Genomic DNA, 21,148 nt, shown 5'->3' with positions numbered 1-21,148 from the left:
GTTATTTCTCCTCGGTCCAGCTCTCGGGGGTATCGACCCTGAATGACTCCATCAGGCTGCCGGTGGCGTTGATAAGCCGGTAGGCCGCGCCCTGATACTTGTAGTGGGCGTCGAGGTAATTTTTACGGGCGAGGAACACCTCCACCTTGGCATCCAGTACATCCAGCAGCGAACGGCGGCCCAGCTCAAACTGGCGCTGATAACCTTGCTCTGCCTTCACGGCCTGATCCACGTTTTCACGGTAAAACGAGCGCTGCTCGCCGACAAAGCTGTAAGCGTTCCAGGCAAGACGGGTGGCTTCAATCACCTGCAATTCGGTTTGTTTGCGAATAGACAATGCCTGCTGAACCCGCCAGCTGGCAGCCTCGGCGCGGTCGACATCGCTGCCGCCGTTAAACAGGTTGTAAGACAGCACCAGCATGGCGCGGGCATCTTCGTCGGGACCGGCAATCCCCCCCATGTTGTCGTTGCGATTGGCCTGCAACTCCAGCGACAGTTTGGGCAGGAAGCTGCTCTTATCGCGCTCGTACTGGGAGTTGGCCGCCGCCAAATCCTTACCGGCGGCATCGATTTCAGGGTGCTTCTCTACCGCCAGGCGCAGGGCGTCGCCGAGGTTTTGCGGCACATACTCGAAGTCAGGGCGCGGATCGATAAGATCCCGTGGCATTTGCCCCACCAGATCGAAATAGCGGGCTTCCAAATCCATCTGTTCGTTGCGGGCGGCAAGATACGCCGACTGCGCGGTGGCAACCCGGGCACGAACCTGAGCTACATCCGAGTCGCTCGACAAACCCCGGCCCTGGCGCGACTCGATATTGCGCTGAATTTCCTGATGTTCTTTCACATTCTGTTCGGAAAGTTGGACCACCTGATTAATGCGGGCCAGTTGCAGATAGACCTCGGCTACCTCCAGGCTTAAGTTTTCCGCCAGCGACAGCAGCCCGAACTGCTCGGCCTCCTGCTCGAACTGCAGCCGGTCGACTTCGTTGGGGGTGCGAAAGCCATCAAACAGCAGCTGCGTCACCTTGAGGCCGACTTCGGTGCGGTCCAGTTCGGAATCGACCTGTTTGCCGTTGTTATAGCGCACGTATTCATAACCGGCGGCGCCGTAGAGATCCACCTGAGGCAGATAATTGCCACGGGCGGCCCGCTTTTCGCGCACGGCGGCTTCGAAACCGGCATATTTTTCCAGTATTCGCGGATGCTTGTTGATGGCTTCGGCCACTGACTGCTCCAGCGTCAGTGCCTGAGCGGGCACCGTCAGTGCCAGCAGGGGAAGTATCAGGAGTTTACGCATAGTGTCCTTACCTTATGGTTCACGCAGGGCATTGGCCTTGGCCCGCAATACGGGTTTAAGCCAATAGTCCAAAACGGTTTTACTGCCAGTTTGTATATCTGTTGTGGTTTGCATCCCCGGAATAATGGGGCGGCCGCTCAAATCGCCGCTGTCGGTGCGGATATGGGCCTCAAAATAGGTGGTGCCATCGTCCAGGTGGTGCGCATCCGGGCTGACATAAACGACTTCGCCTTTGAGGCCGCCGTAAATCACAAAATCATAGGCGCTGAACTTGACCGTGGCGGCGAGCCCCGGGTGTACAAAGGCGATGTCCTTGGGATCGATGCGGCTCTCGACAATCAGGGCGCCGTTGCTGGGCACCAGCTCCATAATGGTCTGGCCGGGTTCAATCACACTGCCGGGGGTGCGAATGGCGATATTGTTGATGCTGCCATCGATGGGCGCCTCGATGCGGGTGCGTTGCAGCCTATCCGCCAGCGCCTTCATATTCTCGGTCAGGCCATCGAGCTTGTTCTGGGCTTCGTGGCGCTCGGCCTCGGCGCGGTTGATAAAGTCCAGCGCCAGGGTGCGGCGCTGTGCTATGGCTTCTTTCACTGCGGCATCGAGCTGCACCAGGCTGCTCTGGGTGGCCGACAGCTCACCGCGCAGGCGGATGGTGTCGCGCTCAAGTTTAATCAGCTCAAGCTCGGCCACGGCACCTTCATTCACTGCATCCCGGGTCATGGCCAGCTCCTGCTCGGCCAGCTTGAGGCTGCGCCGCTCGGCGCTCTCACGGATACCAGCTTCTTCCCGGGCCTGCAGCTTCTGGCGTACCGACTCGCTGGCCTGTTCCAGCTGGGCGGCCAGTTGCGACAGTCTGGCGTTGAAGATGGTGAGGCTGCGCGGATCCAGCTGTGCCCGGGCAGGCTCGAGGCTGATGCGCTCCTGCCAGTTGTCAGCGGAGGACAGCGTCACCGAGGCTATCTCGGCATTGAGGCGGCGGATAAGCAGACTCAGTGCCTCGCTGGAGACCCTGGCTTCATCCACGGCCGAAGCGAATCTCAGGCTATCAAGCTCCAGCAGCGGCTCACCGGCCTTCACCCGCTGACCATCGGTCACATGCATGGTCTTGAGCAGGCCGCCATCGAGGCTCTGAATTCGATGCACCTTGAGGGATGGCACCACCTGGCCCTGGCCCACTACTACTTCTTCCAGCGTGGCGAAGGAGGCCCACACCAGGCAGGCCGCAATCAGGCCTATGACCAAATAGATAATCTGATTGGCGCGCTGCGCCGCCTCCAGGTGTCTCAGGTGCAGGCTCATTGCTCGGCCTCCCTGCGGGTAACACTCACTGACTTGAGGCGTTTGCCCGGTTGCAGCTCGGATGGGCGCTGCTCGGCCACAATCCGGCCCTTATCTATGATGAGCACTCGGTCGCACATGGCCAGCACCTTGGGCTGGTGGGAGGCAATCACCAGGGTCACGTCCCGCTCCAGTGCCTTGAGGCTGGCGATAATTTGATTCTCGGCCCGCTCATCCAGGGCGCTGGTGGGCTCATCGAGCAGCAGTAACTTAGGCTCACGAAGCAGGGCCCGGCCAAGCAAAATAGCCTGGCGCTGACCGCCGGAGAGCTGGCGGCCAAATTCCCCCACCTGAGTAGAAAGTCCAGCGCCCATGCGATCGAGAAGCTTGTCTATACCACTGGTCACCAGCACACGGGCAAGCTTTTGCTCGTCCACCTCGGTTAGCCCCAGCAGCAGGTTGTCCAGCACGGTGCCATAGCTCAGCAGCGGCTGCTGGCCGACCCAGCCGATGTGGCGGCGCAGATAGTCCTGGGACCACTGGGAGGCCTCGAGGCCGTGATAAAACAACTGGCCGCTGGAGGGCTGATATTGAGCGGCGAGGACAGACAGCAGGCTCGACTTGCCTGCGCCTGCAGCGCCAAACAGGCCGATTCGCTCACCCGGCTGAATGCTTAAGTTGATGTCGCTGAAAGCGGGCATGGGTTGGTCGGGGTAGCTGAAACTGGCGTTTCGCAGTGCCACCGAGCCATCGAATCCCAGTTTTCCGGCATTGAGGCTCTGAGCGCGGGTCTCCTGGGGCAGGGCGAGGATGGACTCCACGGCGGTCATGGCAGCGCGGGTCTGACGGTATTTGAGCAGCAAAATTGCGATTTGATTAATGGCGGACGCGGCGCGGCCACTGAGCATCACCATGGCAATCAGAGCGCCCATGCTGATGTTGCCCGCATAAATCTGATACACCCCTGTGACTACCAACCCCACAGTCACCAACTGCTGGCTGGCCGCCACCAGGTGGCTCAGGGTGTTGGAGGCGATGCGCGACTCATTCTGCCAGTCGGCCAGCTCGCGGATATTGGCATCCCACAGGCGCTGGGCCTTGTGCTGGGCTCCGGCCTGTTTGATTTCCGGCAGCAGGTTCAGGGTTTCAATGAGATGCGCCTGCTTTTGGGTAGACAGCTGGCCTGACTTTTCCACCGCCGCAGCAATGCGCCGCTCGAGAATAAGGCTCATGCCAATCAGGCACAGCATGGCAAGCACGGGCACCATCACCATCCAGCCACCGAGCCAGGCCATCAGCGCCAGAAACAGCACGGTAAAGGGCAGGTCGACCAGCGCAACCAAGGTGGCGCTGGTAAGGAAATCCCGAATTGAATCAAACTCCTGTAGCTGCTTGGCAAAGGCACCCGCAGAAGCGGGTCTGTGCTCGAGCCGCATGCCCAGTAAGCGGTCGAACAGCTTGGCGGAAACCTGTTGATCCACATGTTTGCCCGCCACATCGGCCAGTCGCGCTCTGGATTGACGCAGCAAAAAATCGAACAGCATGGCCACGCACACGCCACTTGCCAGCACCCACAGGGTATCTGTGGCCTGATTGGGCACCACCCGGTCGTACACGTTCATGGTAAAGAGCGGCGTCACCAGCGCCAGCAGGTTGGCGGCAAAGGAGGCCAGCAAAAAGCTTTTGAGAAAGGGGCGCATCTCATCGAAGGCTTCGGCCAGATAATGGCGCGGGCGGCTTTGCTGATGCTCGGTGGCGCGGTAGTCGGCAAGTTCCCGGGCCTGCAAATACCAGCTGCGACCCTCGCAGGTGGTTTGCCACTCACTGTGGGCAAGCTGGCGCTGCTCACCATCGGGGGATTCCAGCAGCAGGCCTTCTTTGCTTCTGCGTCTGGCGAGCCAGGGGGCACCATCTACAAAGAGGATGGCGGGCAGCGCTATGTCCGCCGGAGGCAGTCTTTGCAGCGAAGCGCCCAGCTGAAAACGCCCGAGAATCTCTTCCAGCGTCTCGGGCGTCAACCCGGCCATGAGTTCAGCCAGTTGCCCCGCCGGAGGAGTCATCCCCATGGCGGCGCAGCATTGGCTGATAAAGGCTCGGCTGTGGTGGAAGTCAGCGCTCATCGGTGTTGTCCTGTCAGTTGCTGCTCTTCCATAAGCCGGGTGAGTTGTTCGGTGCCATCCAGTGCGCCGCTGACGATATCAGTACCTGTGTCCATGCCGGCAATAAAGCCGCCCTCAGAGCTGTTGCCCTTATCTATGCTCTGCTGGATAAGGCTCGACAGCGACGCCAGATAGTCGGGATCCGGCTCAGGTACGGGTTCAGGATGAGGGAGCTTCAACCGCAGGCTGTCAGTCAGGCTTATGTCTCCAAGGTCTTGCAACTCGGTCAGCACTGTCGGGGTTGTGAAGTTGGCGGTTTGGATTTGAGGTATCAAAGGCGCCGTTACTGCAGCATCTAACTCATTGATATTTTCGTCCAAATGCAGGTCCAGCCAGGGCTTTATCATGGGGCTGTCAGGCTCCAGAACCTGCGGCATTCTGTCGCCGCCATCCAGGCTGATAAGCGTACCCTCATCCCCGGCTGCGCCCTTGTTATCATCCAGCTCAGTGCTCCACTGGGAACCAAGATAGCGATACAGAGTTGGCTGAGTGACCTTGATGGGCGTTGGTTCATCCGCCACGGCCGGCTGGATAGTCACTGGGTTGCTGTTATCTGCCAGCACAAATCGAGGTTGCAACAGCCATTCGTTGCCGCGCCACAGCATGGGGTCAAGGCGTGTTTCCAGATTGTCGGCGCCCCAATAGAAGGCATCGTCAAAACTGCCATCGGTAAAGCCGCCGTCTGCAAAGGCGCTGAAGGATGACGTCATAACAGGCGCCATCAGGGGGGCGCTATTGTCGACAGTGACACTAATGGTTTCAGTGGTACCCTTGGCCGTTTCGCCGCTCAGGCTGGCGCTGGGCTTGAGGGTCAGGATAAAGCTGTCGCCATCACTGGCGCCGATCACTTTGAGGCTGGCGACATCATTGATGTCGGCAATCCACTTGTCGCCGGACTGGGTGGCGCCCTCCAGCGTCATACCCGCAGGCAGACCCGTGATTTCGAGCTTGCCGGTTTCGCCGGGAGCGGGATTTTGCAGGCTAAGCCCCAGTCCCAGCAACACATTGGCGGGGTTGGCGGTTACATCCGCGACGGCGGTCCACACGGGAGGGTCGACCTCAGGGGTCAGCTCTATATCAAAATTCAGCACCTCAGCGGCACTGATGTCGGTGATGTCGGTTCCCAGCACTGTGTTGCTGTCGATGCTCTCGAGCCTCACCTCGGCGCTGAGTGTGCCAAATGCCAGCGGCCCCGGGTGAAGAAGCAGACCATTGACTGCTGTAGCTGCCACCTCAACCGTGGCGCTGTAAACACCGCCAGACTCGGTAAATGACACAAAGCTGCCCGCAATCGTGACCCCTTCGAGTCCCTCGAGGGAGCCCGAGGAGGTAACAATCACTGTAACTCTCACCTGTTCCTGACCGGTTAAATCCAGGGTTTCGGCCTTGAAGCTAACCTCAATGACTTCGTCTTCTTCGCCGCTGTAATCGGTTTGGGGCGGCACAATAATCTGAATGCCATCGGCGATGGGCCGCACGCCCACAATGACGTCGGTGCCATTGCTGACATAATCGTTGGTGCCTTGCTCCCAGGTAACAGTGCCCACTTTCAGAGGAATATCGCCACTGAAGTTTTCCGGTGGCAGCAATACCAGGCCGCCTATTTGGGAGGGCTCAACTGACCAGGCATAAGTGGGTTTGCCATTAAAGCTACCGCCATCGTGGCCTGTATTGGGCAGTTGGATAAGATTACCACCGCTGTCCTGATAGTAGAGCACTGCGCCTGCAGGCACGCCGGACACTGTAAGATAAATGACCTCTGAGCCGTCCTGGTCAATCAAGCCTGAACCTGCAGTGTCCAGTCCTGCGAGGCTTATTAAGCTGTCTTCGTCACCGAGAATTTCTACCGTGGTGCCTGGCAGGTTTGATGCATCTGTCACTGGGGTGACCACTATGTTCAGGGTGGCAGAGACAGGCGTGGTATCTGTTACCAGACTGCCGCCAACCAGTGCGGTGTCGATAGCAATCGCATTGAATTCTATGGAGAAAACCCCGGACAGGTGCAGCGGCGGCACAAATCTGAGGTTAGTTAGGGCGCTGTTGAGTTCGGCGATACTGCTGCCGGTAAACAGCCAGGTATCTGTGGTGCCAGCTTTTAACTGGAACAGGCCGGAATCATCTGCCAGGGCTCCGCCATTGAGCAGTCTAAGCTCGATAGGCTGGCTGGGATCACCGAATATCATGGTTTCGCTGCCGCCGGTTTCGGGTAGAAGATCCTTGTCAATTAGATTCAGTTTTATCCCCAGCGGCACCGGTGTATCTTCTTCCATGGTGGCATTGGTGATGTTGAAGAAGGCGCCATCGGCCCTTGGCTGGATCTGGGCTTCCAGAGTCTGGCTGTCATCAATCTTGGTGTCGCCGCTTTCGGAGTCGGTGGCAATTATCCGAATTGGAATCGATAAATCGCCGGCGAAATGCTCATTGATGCCATGCAGGGTGAGATTGCCAAGAGAGGCTGTGGTAAATACCCACTCCACCACGGCTTTACCTGTGCTGTTATACACGGTTTCAACGTCGGCACCGGTGAAGTAACCGCCCTCGGGCAGATCGCCTGCCAGAATGCGGAAACTCACCACATCGTTGCTGTCGGTGGTGATATTGGGGTTCAAATGTCCGGCAAAGCTGATGGCCTCATCTTCGATGGCATCTGCCACTGTGAGCTGCAAGTCGCCAACCTCGGTTGCCAAACTGACACCCGTGCCCTGCTCAAAGGTCACCTTGAATTCTGTGGAGATGATTTCGCCATCGTCGCGGTCGAGTACCCGGGCGTTGACGGTAACCAGAGCGTCAGTGATTGGGGTATCGTGATGGATTTTCACATCTTTCAGGATATCCAGATCCCACTCGCGTACTGTATCGGATGTGACGCCCGGCACCTTGATAAGCCAGCGGCCGTTGCCGTCATGAATGGCGCCAAGGGGGTGCTCTACAAACCAGCCATCGCCACTGGGCAGCACAATTTCGACATAGTCGAGCCGTTCTGAACCATCAATGTCGGCTTCGAAAAACTTCACCTGACCTGTGATATCCAGCGCTGCACCATCGCTGCTGGTTAACGAGGGCTCAGTCGCCTTGATTTCGGTGGTGAGGTTGACCTGGGCATCCACGATAAGCCGCACCGCGGTATCTATCCAACTGCTGACGGTTTCGCCATTTTCCGATGTGTCGGTGATTTGATAGCGCACCGGCAGCGTAAACTCGCCATCGGCATCCTGGGGTGGCAATACCGCAAGACGACCGGACGCAATCAACTGCTCCAGAGTGGGGCTGGATGAGTCGGTCAGGGTCGACAGGTCCAGGCCTTCGGCAGGAATATTGATTGGCCGGCCATCAAACAGCAGACCCACTCCCAAGGAATTGGGCATCACTATGGCGCCGGTAATTGCCTCACTGCCGTCGTTGTCAGCATCGAGGAAGGGGCGGAAGTCGATTACTGTGGGGCGATTCTCAAGCCCTTCCGTGGTGGTTTGCAAATTGGAGGCGGTTTCATCGATAACCGGCGATACCTTGAGTGCCACTGTCAATTCAAAGGTTTCGCTGTCACCGTCTTTCTCGGTGCTCTGGGCATTGAGGGTGAGCCTGATGTCGCCACTGAAATCGGTGATGGGCAGCAGGCTCAGGGTCGCCAGCTGAGCCGCCGACACACTGTACACCGGCTGACCGCCAACAAAGTCGACCACCGGCAGATTGACCTGAACCCCCGAGGCATCCAGCAATTTGGCGCCCTCAGGCAGGCCCGTGAGGGTTAAATCCAGGGTTTCAGAGCCATCGTCGTCCGAGGTTTTCAGCAGGAAGTCGAGCTTGATGGGCACATCTTCCGCCAGCGTGGCGAGGTTGCTGATAGTGCTGCTGGTTTCATCCATGGTCCAACGTGCCGGGTCGGCATCTATGGTGGGCGCATCGTTGGCCACCCCTCTGAGCTTGATGGTCAGACTCTGGGGATCGCTGTAATTTGGGTTGGGGTTGAGGGTGTCATTAATGGGCGGAATCCCATCCTGGCTATTCTCAATCGAAAAGCTCCTGACACTGATACTGAAAGTGCCAAAGGTGGCTGAGCTGACATCCTCTTTGGGAATTAAAAAGGCGTTATTGGCCAGCACGTCGGCTCCGCTCACCATCCACATGGTGGCACTGACCTGCACGGCCGTGGGCGCACTGATACTCCAGCCTTCCGGCAGGGTAAACTCGAATCCCAGAGTTTCAGAGCTGTCGCTTAAGCTGCCACTGACGATATCGCCAAGGGCGATGGGCTTATCTTCCTGGCTGCTGATATCACGGGTTTCGAGGCTGGTTTTGTCGGCCACTGGGGTGATGTCCAGCTCCACGGTTTTCAGCGCGCCAGTGACGGCATCGCCGTTATCGCTTTCAGTGCTGGTGGGGATGATATCAAAGGTCAGCTTACCGGCAATATTATCGGCCGCTGTGGCCTGCAGATTTGCCAGCTCGGCAGGAGTAATAATCATGCCATCAGTGATGGTTTTGCCGCCCGACGTGAGCGTCAGACCTTCGCTGATGTTGCTGATAAGGTAGCTCAGGGTTTCAGAGCCCTGGGCGTCTGCACCTGTTTCATCTTTGGAGCTGGCGGCAAGATTCAGTGCTATGGTGCCAGCATCTTCCAGCAGGCTGTAGCTGAACTCACTGCTTTGAGTCCACTCAGGGGTATCGGCCACCGAGATAATACTCAACGGCAACTCGGTCACCACATCCGATAGCGCACCGTTACGGTCAATCACTACAGTAACCAGCAAGTTAACCTTATCGGTGGCATCGGACAGGTCGTCCGCTGGCAAGTAGGTCAGGGCACCGCGGATGGTTGCTGTGCCGGTTATGGGGTCGACCAGCAGGTCGCCGCCGCTGAAGATAAACTCGCCAGCAGTGGGGAAAATCTGGATCCCATCGATAAACAGGCTACCCCCGGCGAGGGAGGCGCTATCGAGTTTGATACTGACAATCTGCTCGTTTTCATCCTTATCGCCGGGGTAAGCAACAATTTCCAGACGACCTTCGGTATCTTCGTGGAATACAGGATCCAGCACCACTACCTTGCCGTCGGAGTCTTTGGCGTTGAGGGTCAGGATGCCCGTGTCGGTATCGCCATCGCTGTCAACTATGGTAAAGCTGATATCTTCGCTGAACAGCGAGCTTGAATATACGAAGGGCTCAGGTGTGACAGTGGCCATGCCATTGGCGGCAATTGTGAGGGTGCCGTAGCGCACGCCGGTATCGGTCAGCAGCGCCACGGTATCGCCCGGGTTATAGTTCACTCCCTTGTAGGTAAAGGATTGCAGCGTGCCATTATCCCGGCCGGTCTGGTTCAGGTTGAATAAATCCAGTTGCAAAGAGTCGTCCGTTTCAAAGAACGACATGGTTTTATCCACGGCGGTGGGAATGGCATCGGTCACCGACACTGTCAACGTCTGTGGCGCAGATTTATCTTTATCGGCATCGACCGCCTGAACCGAGAAGGTTAAATCCAGCACGTCTGCACCGTTTGGATCCGGATGATCCAGCGGCAGGCTCTGCTTGAAGGTGACTGTGCCATCGGCATCCAGCTTAAGGCGGAACACTTCTTTACCATCGCTGCGGGTAGCAAGGTACCAGCCGTTGGCATCCACGCTGGAGGCCAGGGTAATCGCCTTGCCCTGACTGCTGTAACCGCTGAAGCTAAAGCCGTCCGCCAGTATCAGGGCTTCTACACTGTCACTGCCTGAGTCAATTGCAAAGTTGCCGCTTACGGTCAGGCTGCCATCCTTAGGCACATCCTGCTCGTTCAGGGCAAGGTTCAGTGGGCCGTCAATGATGGCGGCCAGGCCGTCGTGGATGGTCAGGCTGACAGTGCTGCTGGCCACGCTGCCGTCCGAGTCGACGAACTGGATGGGCAAACTCAATGCATTCACAGTGCCGTCGCCCTGAAGCTGATCGATGGGGCCATAGAGTTTGGCACTGATGGCGATGTTGCTATTGCTGCCGGCGTCTATAAGGATGTCCTTGGGCAGGGTGACGCTCAGTACCAATTCTCCTTTGCTATTGCGCCCTTCGAGCACTGCGCCATCATCTTTCAGGCTCCAGCTCAGCGCATCGCCATTTTGGGTCAGAGGATTGCCGTCCTTATCGGTCATGGGGCCGGGGCTGACATCGAAGCGAACGTCGACTATTGGGTCGCGACTGGCGGTAACCTCGATGCTGGCGGTATCTTTGTTGAGGTCGCTGCTGCTGTTTGGCAACTCATACACATCGAGGGTTACATTGGTGGCCGCCCCTGGGCTGCCATCATTTACCTCAAAATTAATCAGTACCTTGCTGCTGTCACCATCATAGTCTTTCAGTACTACAGGCACTGAAATCTGGCCGCCGTTCTGATCGAAGGCGCGGTAGAGCGTGATTTCATAGGGGTGCCCCAGGGTGTCGCTGCCGCTGTTCCAGCCCCCAAGCAAGCGAATTTCAAACACAGGCTTGGTTAGGTCGCCGGTGTGGGCGGTCAGCAGGGTGCCATCGGCCGACACAGTAAATTGCATCGGCTCCAGCCCGGCGGTGAGCCTGGGCATCTTGCGAATATCATCGAAGGTGAGGCTTTTTATGCTGTCGCTGCCTGCGATAATGTCAACGCTGCCCTGTTGCACCAGCGGAGTGCCGATTAAATCGTTTTCATCAAATTGCAGAAAGCTGTTGTTGATGAGTTCGGGGTTTGCGCCATCCAGCAAATCGATGGTGATATTGCCGCCAGTGGCGGGGCTGCCATCGGTGTCGCTGGCATCGAGCTTCAGCCTGAGGCTGAGGATGTCGGACGATGGATGATCCAGTGGCAGCTTTAAGTCCATCAGCACGCTGGCTTTAAGATCCCGTCCACTTTGAGTGGCGGACAGTGTGAGGGTAAATGCCACCTCGGAGCCAGCGGTGGCGGTAAGTAGCTTGCCATCGGACGACAGGCTATAGCTCAGCGCCACCCCTTCGCTCTTGAGCCCAAGGGCTTCCAGTTCAAAAGGCGTGAGCGGGTTGAATACCAGCGAGTCGGCCACCAAGGCATCTGAGCTTGCCACTATGACAAAGTCGCGGCTTTCGAGTAAGTCAGTATCGACCTTGGGTTCAGTGAGGGTGTCGCGGTACTGGCCAATATTGGCCGCTGAACCGTCGCTGATAACAATGTAGGCAGAGGAGCTGGACTTGGAACCGTCGGAGTCTACTGCGAAGTAACGGAAGTCGAGCACTTGTTGAACCTGATTGTCCAAGTCCCCAGCGGTTTGAAGGTGCCATACGCCCTTGCTGTCGATGGTCAGTTCACCAAAGCGGGTGGCAACCACAAGCGGTGTGCCGGGCTGCACATTGTAGCGGGTGCCTTCTATCTCAATGGCAACCAGGGTCAGACCTTCCAGGCTGAAGTCGTTGGCAAACACCGAACCACTCACATCTTGCAGCTCTTCGGTAAGGTAAAAGTCCGGCAGGGTCAGCTCTGGCGCATCCAGCACATTGACGATGGCGTAAGTGAAGATGGTTTCAAAGGTGCCATCGGCATCGTTTTGCAGCGCTTCAAGCTGAATAAACAGGGTGGCAGCGCGGCCAGTTTGATCAAGCGGCTCAAAGAGTTGCACCTTGAGTGTATCGCCGGTCAATACTGCGCTGAACACCAGTTCGCCATCACCTGCGCGGCTGGCAGTTAGGCTCATGCCGTCGGCGGCCACTGTGACCAGCAAGTTCTGCCCCAGTGACGTGATACCTTCGAGGTAAAGCTGATTAAGGCTGATACTGAGCGCACCGTCGGGAATTTGATAACTTAACTCGGTAGCGAGGGAATTGAACAGGATCAAGCCGGCTTCATACAGGGTAACATCCCTTGGCTGATACAGAGTTGGTAAGGCATCGGCTGCACTGTTACCGGCCAGATCGGACACAGTGACATCCACCATCCAGGGCGCGCGCTTATCCATACCGGCTACATCGAGACCGCTGAACTGCCAGCTGCCATCGGCCTGAACCATGGTAGTAAAGGTGCGGGTTTCCTTGCCGTCAGAGATAGTCAGGGTCACGGTTTGCCCGACTTCCACCCCAGTGGTGGTGCCTTTGAGCTCATCTTCCATGCCGAAAATCAGCTGCGAGCCGCCATAGCCTTCACCAGTGTCTATATCGATGCTGATTTGGGTATCGATAAGGCTGGTGTCTTTGGCCCAGCCGATATTGCCTGCATTGTCGGCGCTGGCCACCCAGGCGCTGACCTCTCCTTCGGCAAAATCCAGGGCATTCAGATCCAGTCCATCGATACGCCAACTGCCGTCGGCCTGAACCTGGGTGCTGGTAAGGTATCTGTGGCCCTGACTGTCGACCAGCAGCACCAGCAGCCCCTTGCCGGGTTCTATATTGCTGGCGGTGCCGCCGACAGAAATGGCGCGCACTTCATCCTGACTGATAAGCTCATCGCCGCCATCGAAAATCTGAATGCTGATGCTCGCCAGCGAGTCCTTCACATTGCTGGTGGCCGCTGTCGCCGGGTTTCCGGCCTGATCGGTGGCGCTGGCGTGAAAGGTGAGGGTGCCGTCGGCGAGGGCGCTGATATCGGCATCTTCAATACGATACTCGCCGCTGCTGACAAGGGCTGTGAAGGTGAGGGTGGCGCCGTTTTTATCAGTGACTGTGACCGTCACTGTGCGGCCATCTTCGATATCAGTAACAGTGCCGAAAATATCGGTAACGCCTGCCTCGCGGCCGTTAATCACATTATCAATGCCAGCGGCCACGTCGATGGTGATGCTGGCGTACAAATCCACCGGAATGCTGTTTTCCGCGTGGTCGGGATTACCTGCGACATCGGTGACATCGGCTGTGACATAGAGCATGCCATCGGCAAAGCCGGTTAAATCGAGGTCGGGGATGCTCCAGAGGTTGCCGCTGACCACTGTGGTCAGTGTCATGCTCTTGCCTGCGCCATCACTCAGGGTGACAGTGATGGTCTGGCCATTTTCGACATTCAGCACCACGCCGCGCACAGTAACTGAGCTTTGTTCGGCGGCATTGATCACATGGTTGTTATCGGCGACCCAGACGAAAATCCGTGCGCTGGTGTCTTTTTCATGCACCACGTTCGCCTCGGCCGGATTGCCGGCAACATCCGCCGCGCTGGCGCTGAAGCTGAGCTCGCCATTGGCAAGGGAGGATAAATCCACATCGTTCACTTGCCAGGCACCGGCCACCACTGTGGTGGTGAAGCTTAAGCTGCTGCCATTTTTATCGGTAATGGTCAGGGTGACTGTCTGGCCATCTTCGATGTTGGTGACTGTGCCCGCGATATCCACCGCCGTTTGCTCGGCGCGGTCGATGTAATCATCCAGCCCGGTTTTCACATCTATGCTGATAAGGGCGATGCTGTCTTTGATATTGCTGGTGCTGGCGGTAGCCGGATTGCCGGCAGCATCGGTTACTGTTGCAGTGAAGGTTAGCTCGCCATCGGCAAGGGCAGAAATATCCGCATCATCAACCAGATAAGCGCCGCCGCTGACCACTGCGCTGAATGTCAGGCTGACGCCGTTTTTATCGGTGACTGTTACTGTAACAGCGCGGCCGTCTTCAATATCCGACACATTGCCGAAGATATCCGTTGTCTTGCTTTCGAGGGCATTGATGACATCGTCGCTGCCGGCATTGATATCGATTTGCACCCCGGCATACAAATCCACTGGAATGCTGTTCTCGGCGTGAGTCGGGTTGCCAGCCACATCGCTGACATCGGCCGTGACATAGAGCATGCCATCGGCAAAGCCGGTTAAATCCAGATCCGGGATGGTCCAGAGGTTGCCATTCACCACTGTAGTAAGGGTCAGGCTTTTGCCCATGCCATCACTCAGGGTAACTGTAATGGGCTGGCCGTTTTCGACGTTGAGGACCACGCCGCGTACCGTGACTGAGCTCTGTTCGGCGGCGTTAATCACATGGTCGTTGTCGGCAACCCACACAAAAATCCGCGCGTTGATGTCCTTTTCATGAACCACACTGGCCGAGGCCTGGTTGCCTGCGACGTCGGTCGCGCTGGCCGTGAAGGTCAGCTCGCCGTTGGCAAGGGAGGATAAATCCACATCGTCGAGCTGCCAGCTGCCGCCCACCACTGTAGTGGTAAAACTCAGATTGGTGCCATTTTTGTCGGTGATCTGGATGGTAACTTGCTGGCCATCTTCAATGTTGCTGACACTGCCGGACATATCCACAGCGGTTTGTTCGGCGCGGTCGATATATTCATCTTCGCCGGTTTCAACATCAATGCTGATGCTGATTTTGGTATCCATCCAATGGCTGGTGGCGGCGCTAGCGGGATTGCCTGCCACATCCACCGCCGAGGCGCTGAAGTCGAGCTGGCCATCGGCAAGTGCTGTGAGGTCAACATCATCCAGCTGCCACTGCCCGGCTGTGACCATGGTGGTGAAGCTAAGCTGAGTGCCATTGGCGTCGGTGACTGTGACCAGCACCTGTTGGCCATCTTCGATATCGGTGGCTGTGCCGCGAATATCGGTGGCGCGGCTCTCGATGCCGTTAATCACTTCATCACTGCCGGTGATAACATCGATGGTGAGTTTGGCAATCAAATCCACCGCAATCTGATTTTGGCCATGGGCGGTATTGCCTGCCACATCCAGGGTGTCGGCATTGACAAACAACTGGCCATCGGCAAAACCGGTGAGATCCACATCGTCAATCTGCCAGAAGTTGCCCTCAACCAGGGTAACCAGGGTTTTGGTGTTGCCCTGACCATCGCTCAATGTGACCAGAATTGGCTGACCGTTTTCAACGTTCAGCACCAGACCCCGGATATCGACGGCGCCTTGTTCGGCGGCGTTTATCACCTGGTCGGCATCGGCAAACCACACAAAAATGCGGGCGTTGCTGTCTTTTGGCGCCTGGGTTTGGGCATCGGCCGGGTTACCGGCCACATCCTGGGATTGTGCCTGAAACTTAAGCTCGCCATTGCTGAGGGAGGAAAGGTCGGCGTCTTCAATCCGCCACTGTCCGTCCACGACTGTGGTTTCAAAGCTTAAGCTGTTGCCTGCTTCATCGGTTACTGTCAGCCAAACCGTTTGGCCATCCTGAATGTTCTCGACGGTACCGAAAATATCGACGGCGGTTTGCTCGGCGCGGTCGAGGTATTCATCTTCACCGGTATCGACCTCAATGCTGATGCTGGCGAGGGTGTCTTTGATGGTGTCGTCGCTGGCGTTTTCAACCTGGCCCGGGTAGTCGGGTGCTGAGATAGTCGCGGTCAGCGGACCTTCGGCGAGGGCGGACAAGTCCAGCCCCTCGATGGACCAGCGCTCATTTTGGATGGTGACGGTAAAGCTCAGGCGGTTGCCGGCACTGTCGATGATTTCCAGCAGTAAAGTGTCGCCGTCGCGACCATTAATGGCATCGCCGCTGATGGTGACAGAGCCAATTTCAGCCTGATTCAGGAAGTTATCGCCGCCATCTTCAATCTGAATACCAAGCACCAGCGGCAGCAGCGGATTGTTGTCGCCCTGATGCTCATTGTTTGTCTCTGCGTCGCCGAGGCTGTCGCCTTCGGTAGTAAAACCAGAGCGTGGGACGACTTTCTCGTGTTGTTGGCGGTAAAGGTTAAAGCCGAAGTTGACCCCCTGCTGATCGGGATCTGAGCTTGCGTCCTGGGAAGGTTGGCCTGGCATGGCAGCAAGGGAGTCTGAGGTGCCATCGGGGCTGGCGGGTACGGCAGGCAGTGCTTTAAGGGCGGTCACCAAGTCGGAGGGCACCGCCAGTGGGGTGTCATTGATAACCACCATAGCGATGCCGTTTGCAGAATATTGCAAGGCATCGGCATCCAGTACCACCAGGCCGGCTTGCTGTTCCAGCTCGGCTACATCGAAGGGCGGTTCGAGTTCACGCCATTCACCCTGACGGCTCACCGCCCAGACTCTGGAGCCAACCTGAACAAAAAAGAGTACATCCGCGCGCGCGAAATCTGCCATGCCTGTGTCCTTACTGCATCACATTTTACGGTTCAAGTGTGGCGGCTTTTGTTGATATAAGCACTAAAAGCAAACACTTGGCCTAACTTTGTATCATCCTGTGTTTTATGGCGGAATACAATAAAGCCACCCATTGGGTGGCTTCGGAAATTGCGGTTTTCATACCTTTGGGCGACTACCTGGCATCGTCCTTCAGCCACTGGGCAGCGCGCTTGGCAAAGTAGGTCAAAATGCCATCGGCACCAGCGCGCTTAAAGCACAACAAAGATTCCATTACTATGGCTTTTTCTGCCAGCCAGCCGTTTTGAATGGCGGCCATGTGCATGGCGTACTCGCCACTCACCTGATAGGCAAAGGTGGGCACTGCAAGTTCGCTCTTCACGCGGCGTACCACATCCAGATAAGGCATGCCAGGCTTGACCATTACCATGTCGGCGCCTTCCTGAATATCCAGCGCCACTTCGTGCAGCGCTTCGTCGGTATTGGCAGGATCCATCTGATAGCTGTGCTTGTTACCGCCCTTGAGGTTACCGGCAGAGCCGACTGCATCGCGGAAAGGACCGTAGTAGCTGGAGGAATACTTGGCCGAGTACGCCATGATTTGGGTGTTCACATGACCTGCGGCTTCCAGCGCTTCACGGATGGCGCCGATGCGGCCGTCCATCATGTCCGAAGGCGCCACTATGTCGGCACCCGCCTGGGCATGGGACAGCGCCTGCTTTACCAGGATCTCGGTAGTGATGTCGTTGACGATATAGCCGGTGTCATCGATGATGCCATCCTGACCGTGGGTGGTGAAGGGATCCAGTGCCACGTCGGTCATCACCCCCAGCTGCGGGAATTCACGCTTGAGTGCGCGCACGGCACGTTGGGCCAGACCATCCGGGTTGTAGGCTTCTTCGGCCAGCAGGGACTTTTTCTCCAGCGGTGTTACCGGGAAAAGTGCCACCAGCGGCACGCCCAGTTCGACCAGTTCTTCGGCTTCCTTGAGCAGCAAATCGATGCTGTAACGCTCAATACCGGGCATGGAGGCAACCTGCTCGGTGCGATGGTTCCCTTCCAATACAAACATCGGATAAATCAGGTCGTTGACCGTCAGGGTGTTTTCCGCCATCAGGCGACGGCTGAAATCGTGTTTGCGCATGCGGCGCATTCTGCGCTGTGGGAAGGCACTGGTGATGATGTTCACTATCGTCTCCTCGACTAAGATTGGGAGTCGGGGGTGCTGTCGAACAGACACACCCGGTTACGGCCCTGATGTTTGGCCTGATAGAGCGCCCTGTCTGCCTGTTCCAGCAGTTCCAGAGGATGATCTTCGCTCTCGATGATGTTGCAGCTGACCCCGATACTCAGGGTCAGCGGGATGTTCTGACTCTCCCAGTGAATGGCGAGTTCTTCTATGCCGCGGCGGATGTTTTCGGCTACAGCCAGGGCACCCTCGTTATCTGTGGATGGCAGGATGATAGCAAACTCCTCACCGCCAAAACGTGACACGAGATCCGTTGGACGCTTGAGATGTGAACTCATGCTGTCAGCAATTACCCGCAAGGTCTGATCGCCGGCCAGATGGCCGTACTGATCGTTGATGCGTTTAAAGTGGTCGATATCCAGCATCAGCACCGCCATCGGGGTTTGCTGGCGACGGCTGATACGGCCCTCGGCCTGCAGCCGTTTATCGAAGGCAGCGCGGTTCTTCACCCCGGTCAGGCTATCGATGGTGGTCTGCTCGGTGAGTTTTTGATTCACCTCATTCAGCTCGCGCAGGGCAATTTCCAGCTCCAGAGTGCGTTCCTGCACCATGTCTTCCAGCCGTTCATTGGTTTCAGCCTCCATTTTGAGCGCATCTTCACGGGCTTCGCGGATCCTTTGTGCCTGCTCCAGCGCTTCGTGCTGAATACGCAGCTTGGATTTGCGCTCATCGCTGTAGCGAATCGCCAATACCGCCGCCATAAACACAATCTCGAAGGTCACCCCCAGCATGGCTGGGCTCAAAGGGTCGAGTCGGGTTTTGATAACGCCAAGGTAAATCAGGCTGCTTATAGCGGCACCGGCAAGGAGCACTATCCAGCCAAGGAAATACAATCGGGCCAGCTTTTGGCCCTTGAAGGCCTGGATCAGTGCAAAGGTGAGCAGCACCAGGGAAATCCCCAGCAGGGCCACTATGTCGCAGTAAATCGCCAGACTGTAGCTGACAAAGGGCGACAAGAGCGCCAAAAACAGGCTGAACGCAGCGCTGAAACGGCAAATCCGCAGCATACGGATATTGTGGTATTTCAGCTGCAGCACCTTTTCGGCGAACATCAGCGCAAAACACATCACCAGCGGCAACAGGAAGGGGATCACCCAGGCTTGCATGGCTGGCCAGTTGGGCCACAGATAACGAAAGGCGACCCCCTGAATGGTGGCGACCAGCAGTGTCATGCTCAGTACATAGGCCGAGTAATAGCTGTAGCTGAAGGAACCCGACGCCAGGGCCACAAACAGGCTGAACAGGCCGATGGCGGTAAGGATCCCCAACTGAAATCCATGGGCCAGGCTGCGACTTTCCGACAGTTGGCTTAAGCGCCCCGGGCTGACCAGACTCATGGGCACATGAGCGCTGCCCTCGGTGTCGATGCGCAGGAAAAAGCTGTGTTGCTGCCAGGGTTTGAGTTGAAACGGATACAGATATTGGGTTGAACGCAGTGGCCGGCTTTCAAATGGCAGGCTGTCCCCCAGGTGCAGTTCACTCATCAGGTTGCCATTCACCAGATGGTATAGGTGCACATTGTCCAGCAGTGGGTTGTTGATGCTCAAAATACGGTTTTCGGCGTTGCCACGCACGTCGATGTCGAATCTGAGCCACAGCGCCCGCGCACCAACGCCACGTTTGCCGCCTTGTTCAACCGGCCGCCAGCGCGGGTCAGCAAATGGCGGTAAGGCGCGAAAATCCAGGGAGTCGCTGGCCTGAAACTGGGAGGTCCAGGGGGCCAGATCGAGCTCATCGGCAGTGCTTTCTGTGAGAATAAGTGACTTGGCCGCCAAGGCCATGGGGCTTACAAAAACGCTTATGCAAAACAGCAGGATCAGCCTAACCATGGGCCGACTCCAGCTGGAAAAATCTGAGGCTGTTTTGGTAGGTACGCTCGATAAAGACCTGTTCATCTTCACCCCGCAGACGGGCAATCTCGGCGGCTATATAAGGCAAATAGCGGGGCAGATTCTTGCCCGACTTGGGCTTGGGTCGCATCGACCGTGGCAGCAGATAGGGGCTGTCGGTTTCAATCAGCAGCCGCTCGCCGGGAATGTACTTCACCAGCTCGGCAAGCTCCTGGCCCCGGCGCTCGTCGCACACCCAGCCGGTAATGCCAAGGTGCAGACCAAGCTCAATGTAGCTTTCCATCTGTGCCCGGGTGCCGGTAAAACAGTGCAGCAGGGCGCCAGTCAAATGCGCTCTGTGCTCGCGGACGATGGCAATAAAGTCGTCGTGGGCGTCACGCTCATGCATCAACACCGGCTTGCCAAGCTTAGCCGCCAAAGCCAGCTGGGCGGCAAAGGCTTCGCGCTGTTTCGGGCGCGGTGAAAAGTCGCGATTGTAATCGAGACCACACTCGCCCACAGCAACCACCGAGGGAGCCTGGCAAAGGCTCGCCTGAATGGCGGCGCTGCCTTCATGCCATTCTGAGGCATGATGCGGGTGAACCCCGGCGGTGGTATAGAGTTTCCCTGGATGTGCGTTGCAAACCTCAATGGCCGCCTCGCTCTCATCAAGACTACTGCCAATGACAATCAGAGGCGAGACGCCTGCGGCATCTGCCCCTGAAATAACCTCATCCAGGTTGGACTCGAGTGCACTGCCAATCAGGTTGACGGCAATGTCCAGATACTTGGGCATGGCTTAGTTGATGCGCTTGACCCGAATGGTAGAGTTGCGGCTGTCGCTGCCGAGATAAAACGAACTCAAGGCGCCCTTCTCAATAAATACCTTCTCACCGGAGGAGAGCTTATAACGGCGGCTGTCGGTTTGTTTCCACACCTGACCGTTGGTAAAGCTGATTTTGAGGTTGCCGTACTGGTCTTTGTCCACCGAAGCAATTTCCAAATCGATTCTGTCTGGCTCTTCCTCAGACTTTTTGGTCTTGCCGAAGCTGTCTTCCATGGTTGGAGCGGGCTTGGAGACAGGGGCCGCGGGTGTGGCAGGCGCAGCGGCTACTGCGGCGGCAGGAACCAGCACAGGCGCGGCATCGGCCACAGGCGCACGGGCAGCGGTTTCGGCGAGTTTATCGTAACAAATCAGTCGGTCCAGTTTGTCGCTGATAGTGGCACAGTGGGCCAGTTGCTGTTCGACAGAGGCCATTGCGGGAAGGGTGGTCAGGCCAAGGGCCAGAAACCATAAGCTGCGCATAATAGAGTTCCTTGTATTTCTACTTTGGCTATGAATACAGAATCGGCCCGACCCAGACGGGACAGGCCGATAAATG

At 57.1% G+C, this 21,148-nt stretch carries 8 protein-coding genes; all 8 read right to left on the bottom strand.

All coding sequences use genetic code 11. The features are described 5' to 3' along the window. Nucleotide 1: 1 nt before the first annotated feature. Nucleotides 2–1,297, bottom strand: coding sequence for a TolC family outer membrane protein (locus MJ923_RS16445; RefSeq protein WP_240592007.1), 1,296 nt, complete (start codon nucleotides 1,295–1,297; stop codon nucleotides 2–4). A 12-nt stretch (nucleotides 1,298–1,309) separates the two neighbouring features. Next, nucleotides 1,310–2,599: an HlyD family type I secretion periplasmic adaptor subunit gene (locus MJ923_RS16440; protein WP_240592006.1), complete on the bottom strand. Its 1,290-nt coding sequence runs from the start codon at nucleotides 2,597–2,599 to the stop codon at nucleotides 1,310–1,312. Beyond that, entirely contained in the window at nucleotides 2,596–4,698 is a 2,103-nt protein-coding gene (locus MJ923_RS16435) for a type I secretion system permease/ATPase (RefSeq protein ID WP_240592005.1), read from the bottom strand. The genes MJ923_RS16440 and MJ923_RS16435 overlap by 4 nt, the downstream gene beginning before the upstream one ends. Continuing rightward, nucleotides 4,695–16,688: a T1SS-143 repeat domain-containing protein gene (locus tag MJ923_RS16430; RefSeq protein WP_240592004.1), complete on the bottom strand. Its 11,994-nt coding sequence runs from the start codon at nucleotides 16,686–16,688 to the stop codon at nucleotides 4,695–4,697. Before MJ923_RS16430 ends, MJ923_RS16435 begins: the two co-directional genes overlap by 4 nt. A gap of 175 nt (nucleotides 16,689–16,863) precedes the next feature. Next, nucleotides 16,864–17,877: a porphobilinogen synthase gene (gene hemB, locus MJ923_RS16425; RefSeq protein ID WP_126168383.1), complete on the bottom strand. Its 1,014-nt coding sequence runs from the start codon at nucleotides 17,875–17,877 to the stop codon at nucleotides 16,864–16,866. Between the two features lie 14 nt (nucleotides 17,878–17,891). Next, complete coding sequence (locus MJ923_RS16420; RefSeq protein ID WP_240592003.1) at nucleotides 17,892–19,766, bottom strand: sensor domain-containing diguanylate cyclase; 1,875 nt, start codon at nucleotides 19,764–19,766, stop codon at nucleotides 17,892–17,894. Beyond that, entirely contained in the window at nucleotides 19,759–20,562 is an 804-nt protein-coding gene (locus tag MJ923_RS16415) for a TatD family hydrolase (RefSeq protein ID WP_240592002.1), read from the bottom strand. The genes MJ923_RS16420 and MJ923_RS16415 overlap by 8 nt, the downstream gene beginning before the upstream one ends. A 3-nt stretch (nucleotides 20,563–20,565) precedes the next feature. Continuing rightward, entirely contained in the window at nucleotides 20,566–21,072 is a 507-nt protein-coding gene (locus MJ923_RS16410; RefSeq protein WP_240592001.1) for a hypothetical protein, read from the bottom strand. Between the last annotated feature and the right edge of the window lie 76 nt (nucleotides 21,073–21,148).

This window comes from Shewanella zhuhaiensis, from assembly GCF_022484835.1.
Taxonomy (GTDB): domain Bacteria; phylum Pseudomonadota; class Gammaproteobacteria; order Enterobacterales; family Shewanellaceae; genus Shewanella; species Shewanella khirikhana.
The sequence above is the reverse complement of the archived record's forward strand: the minus strand, read 5'-3'. Positions and strand labels throughout refer to the sequence as shown.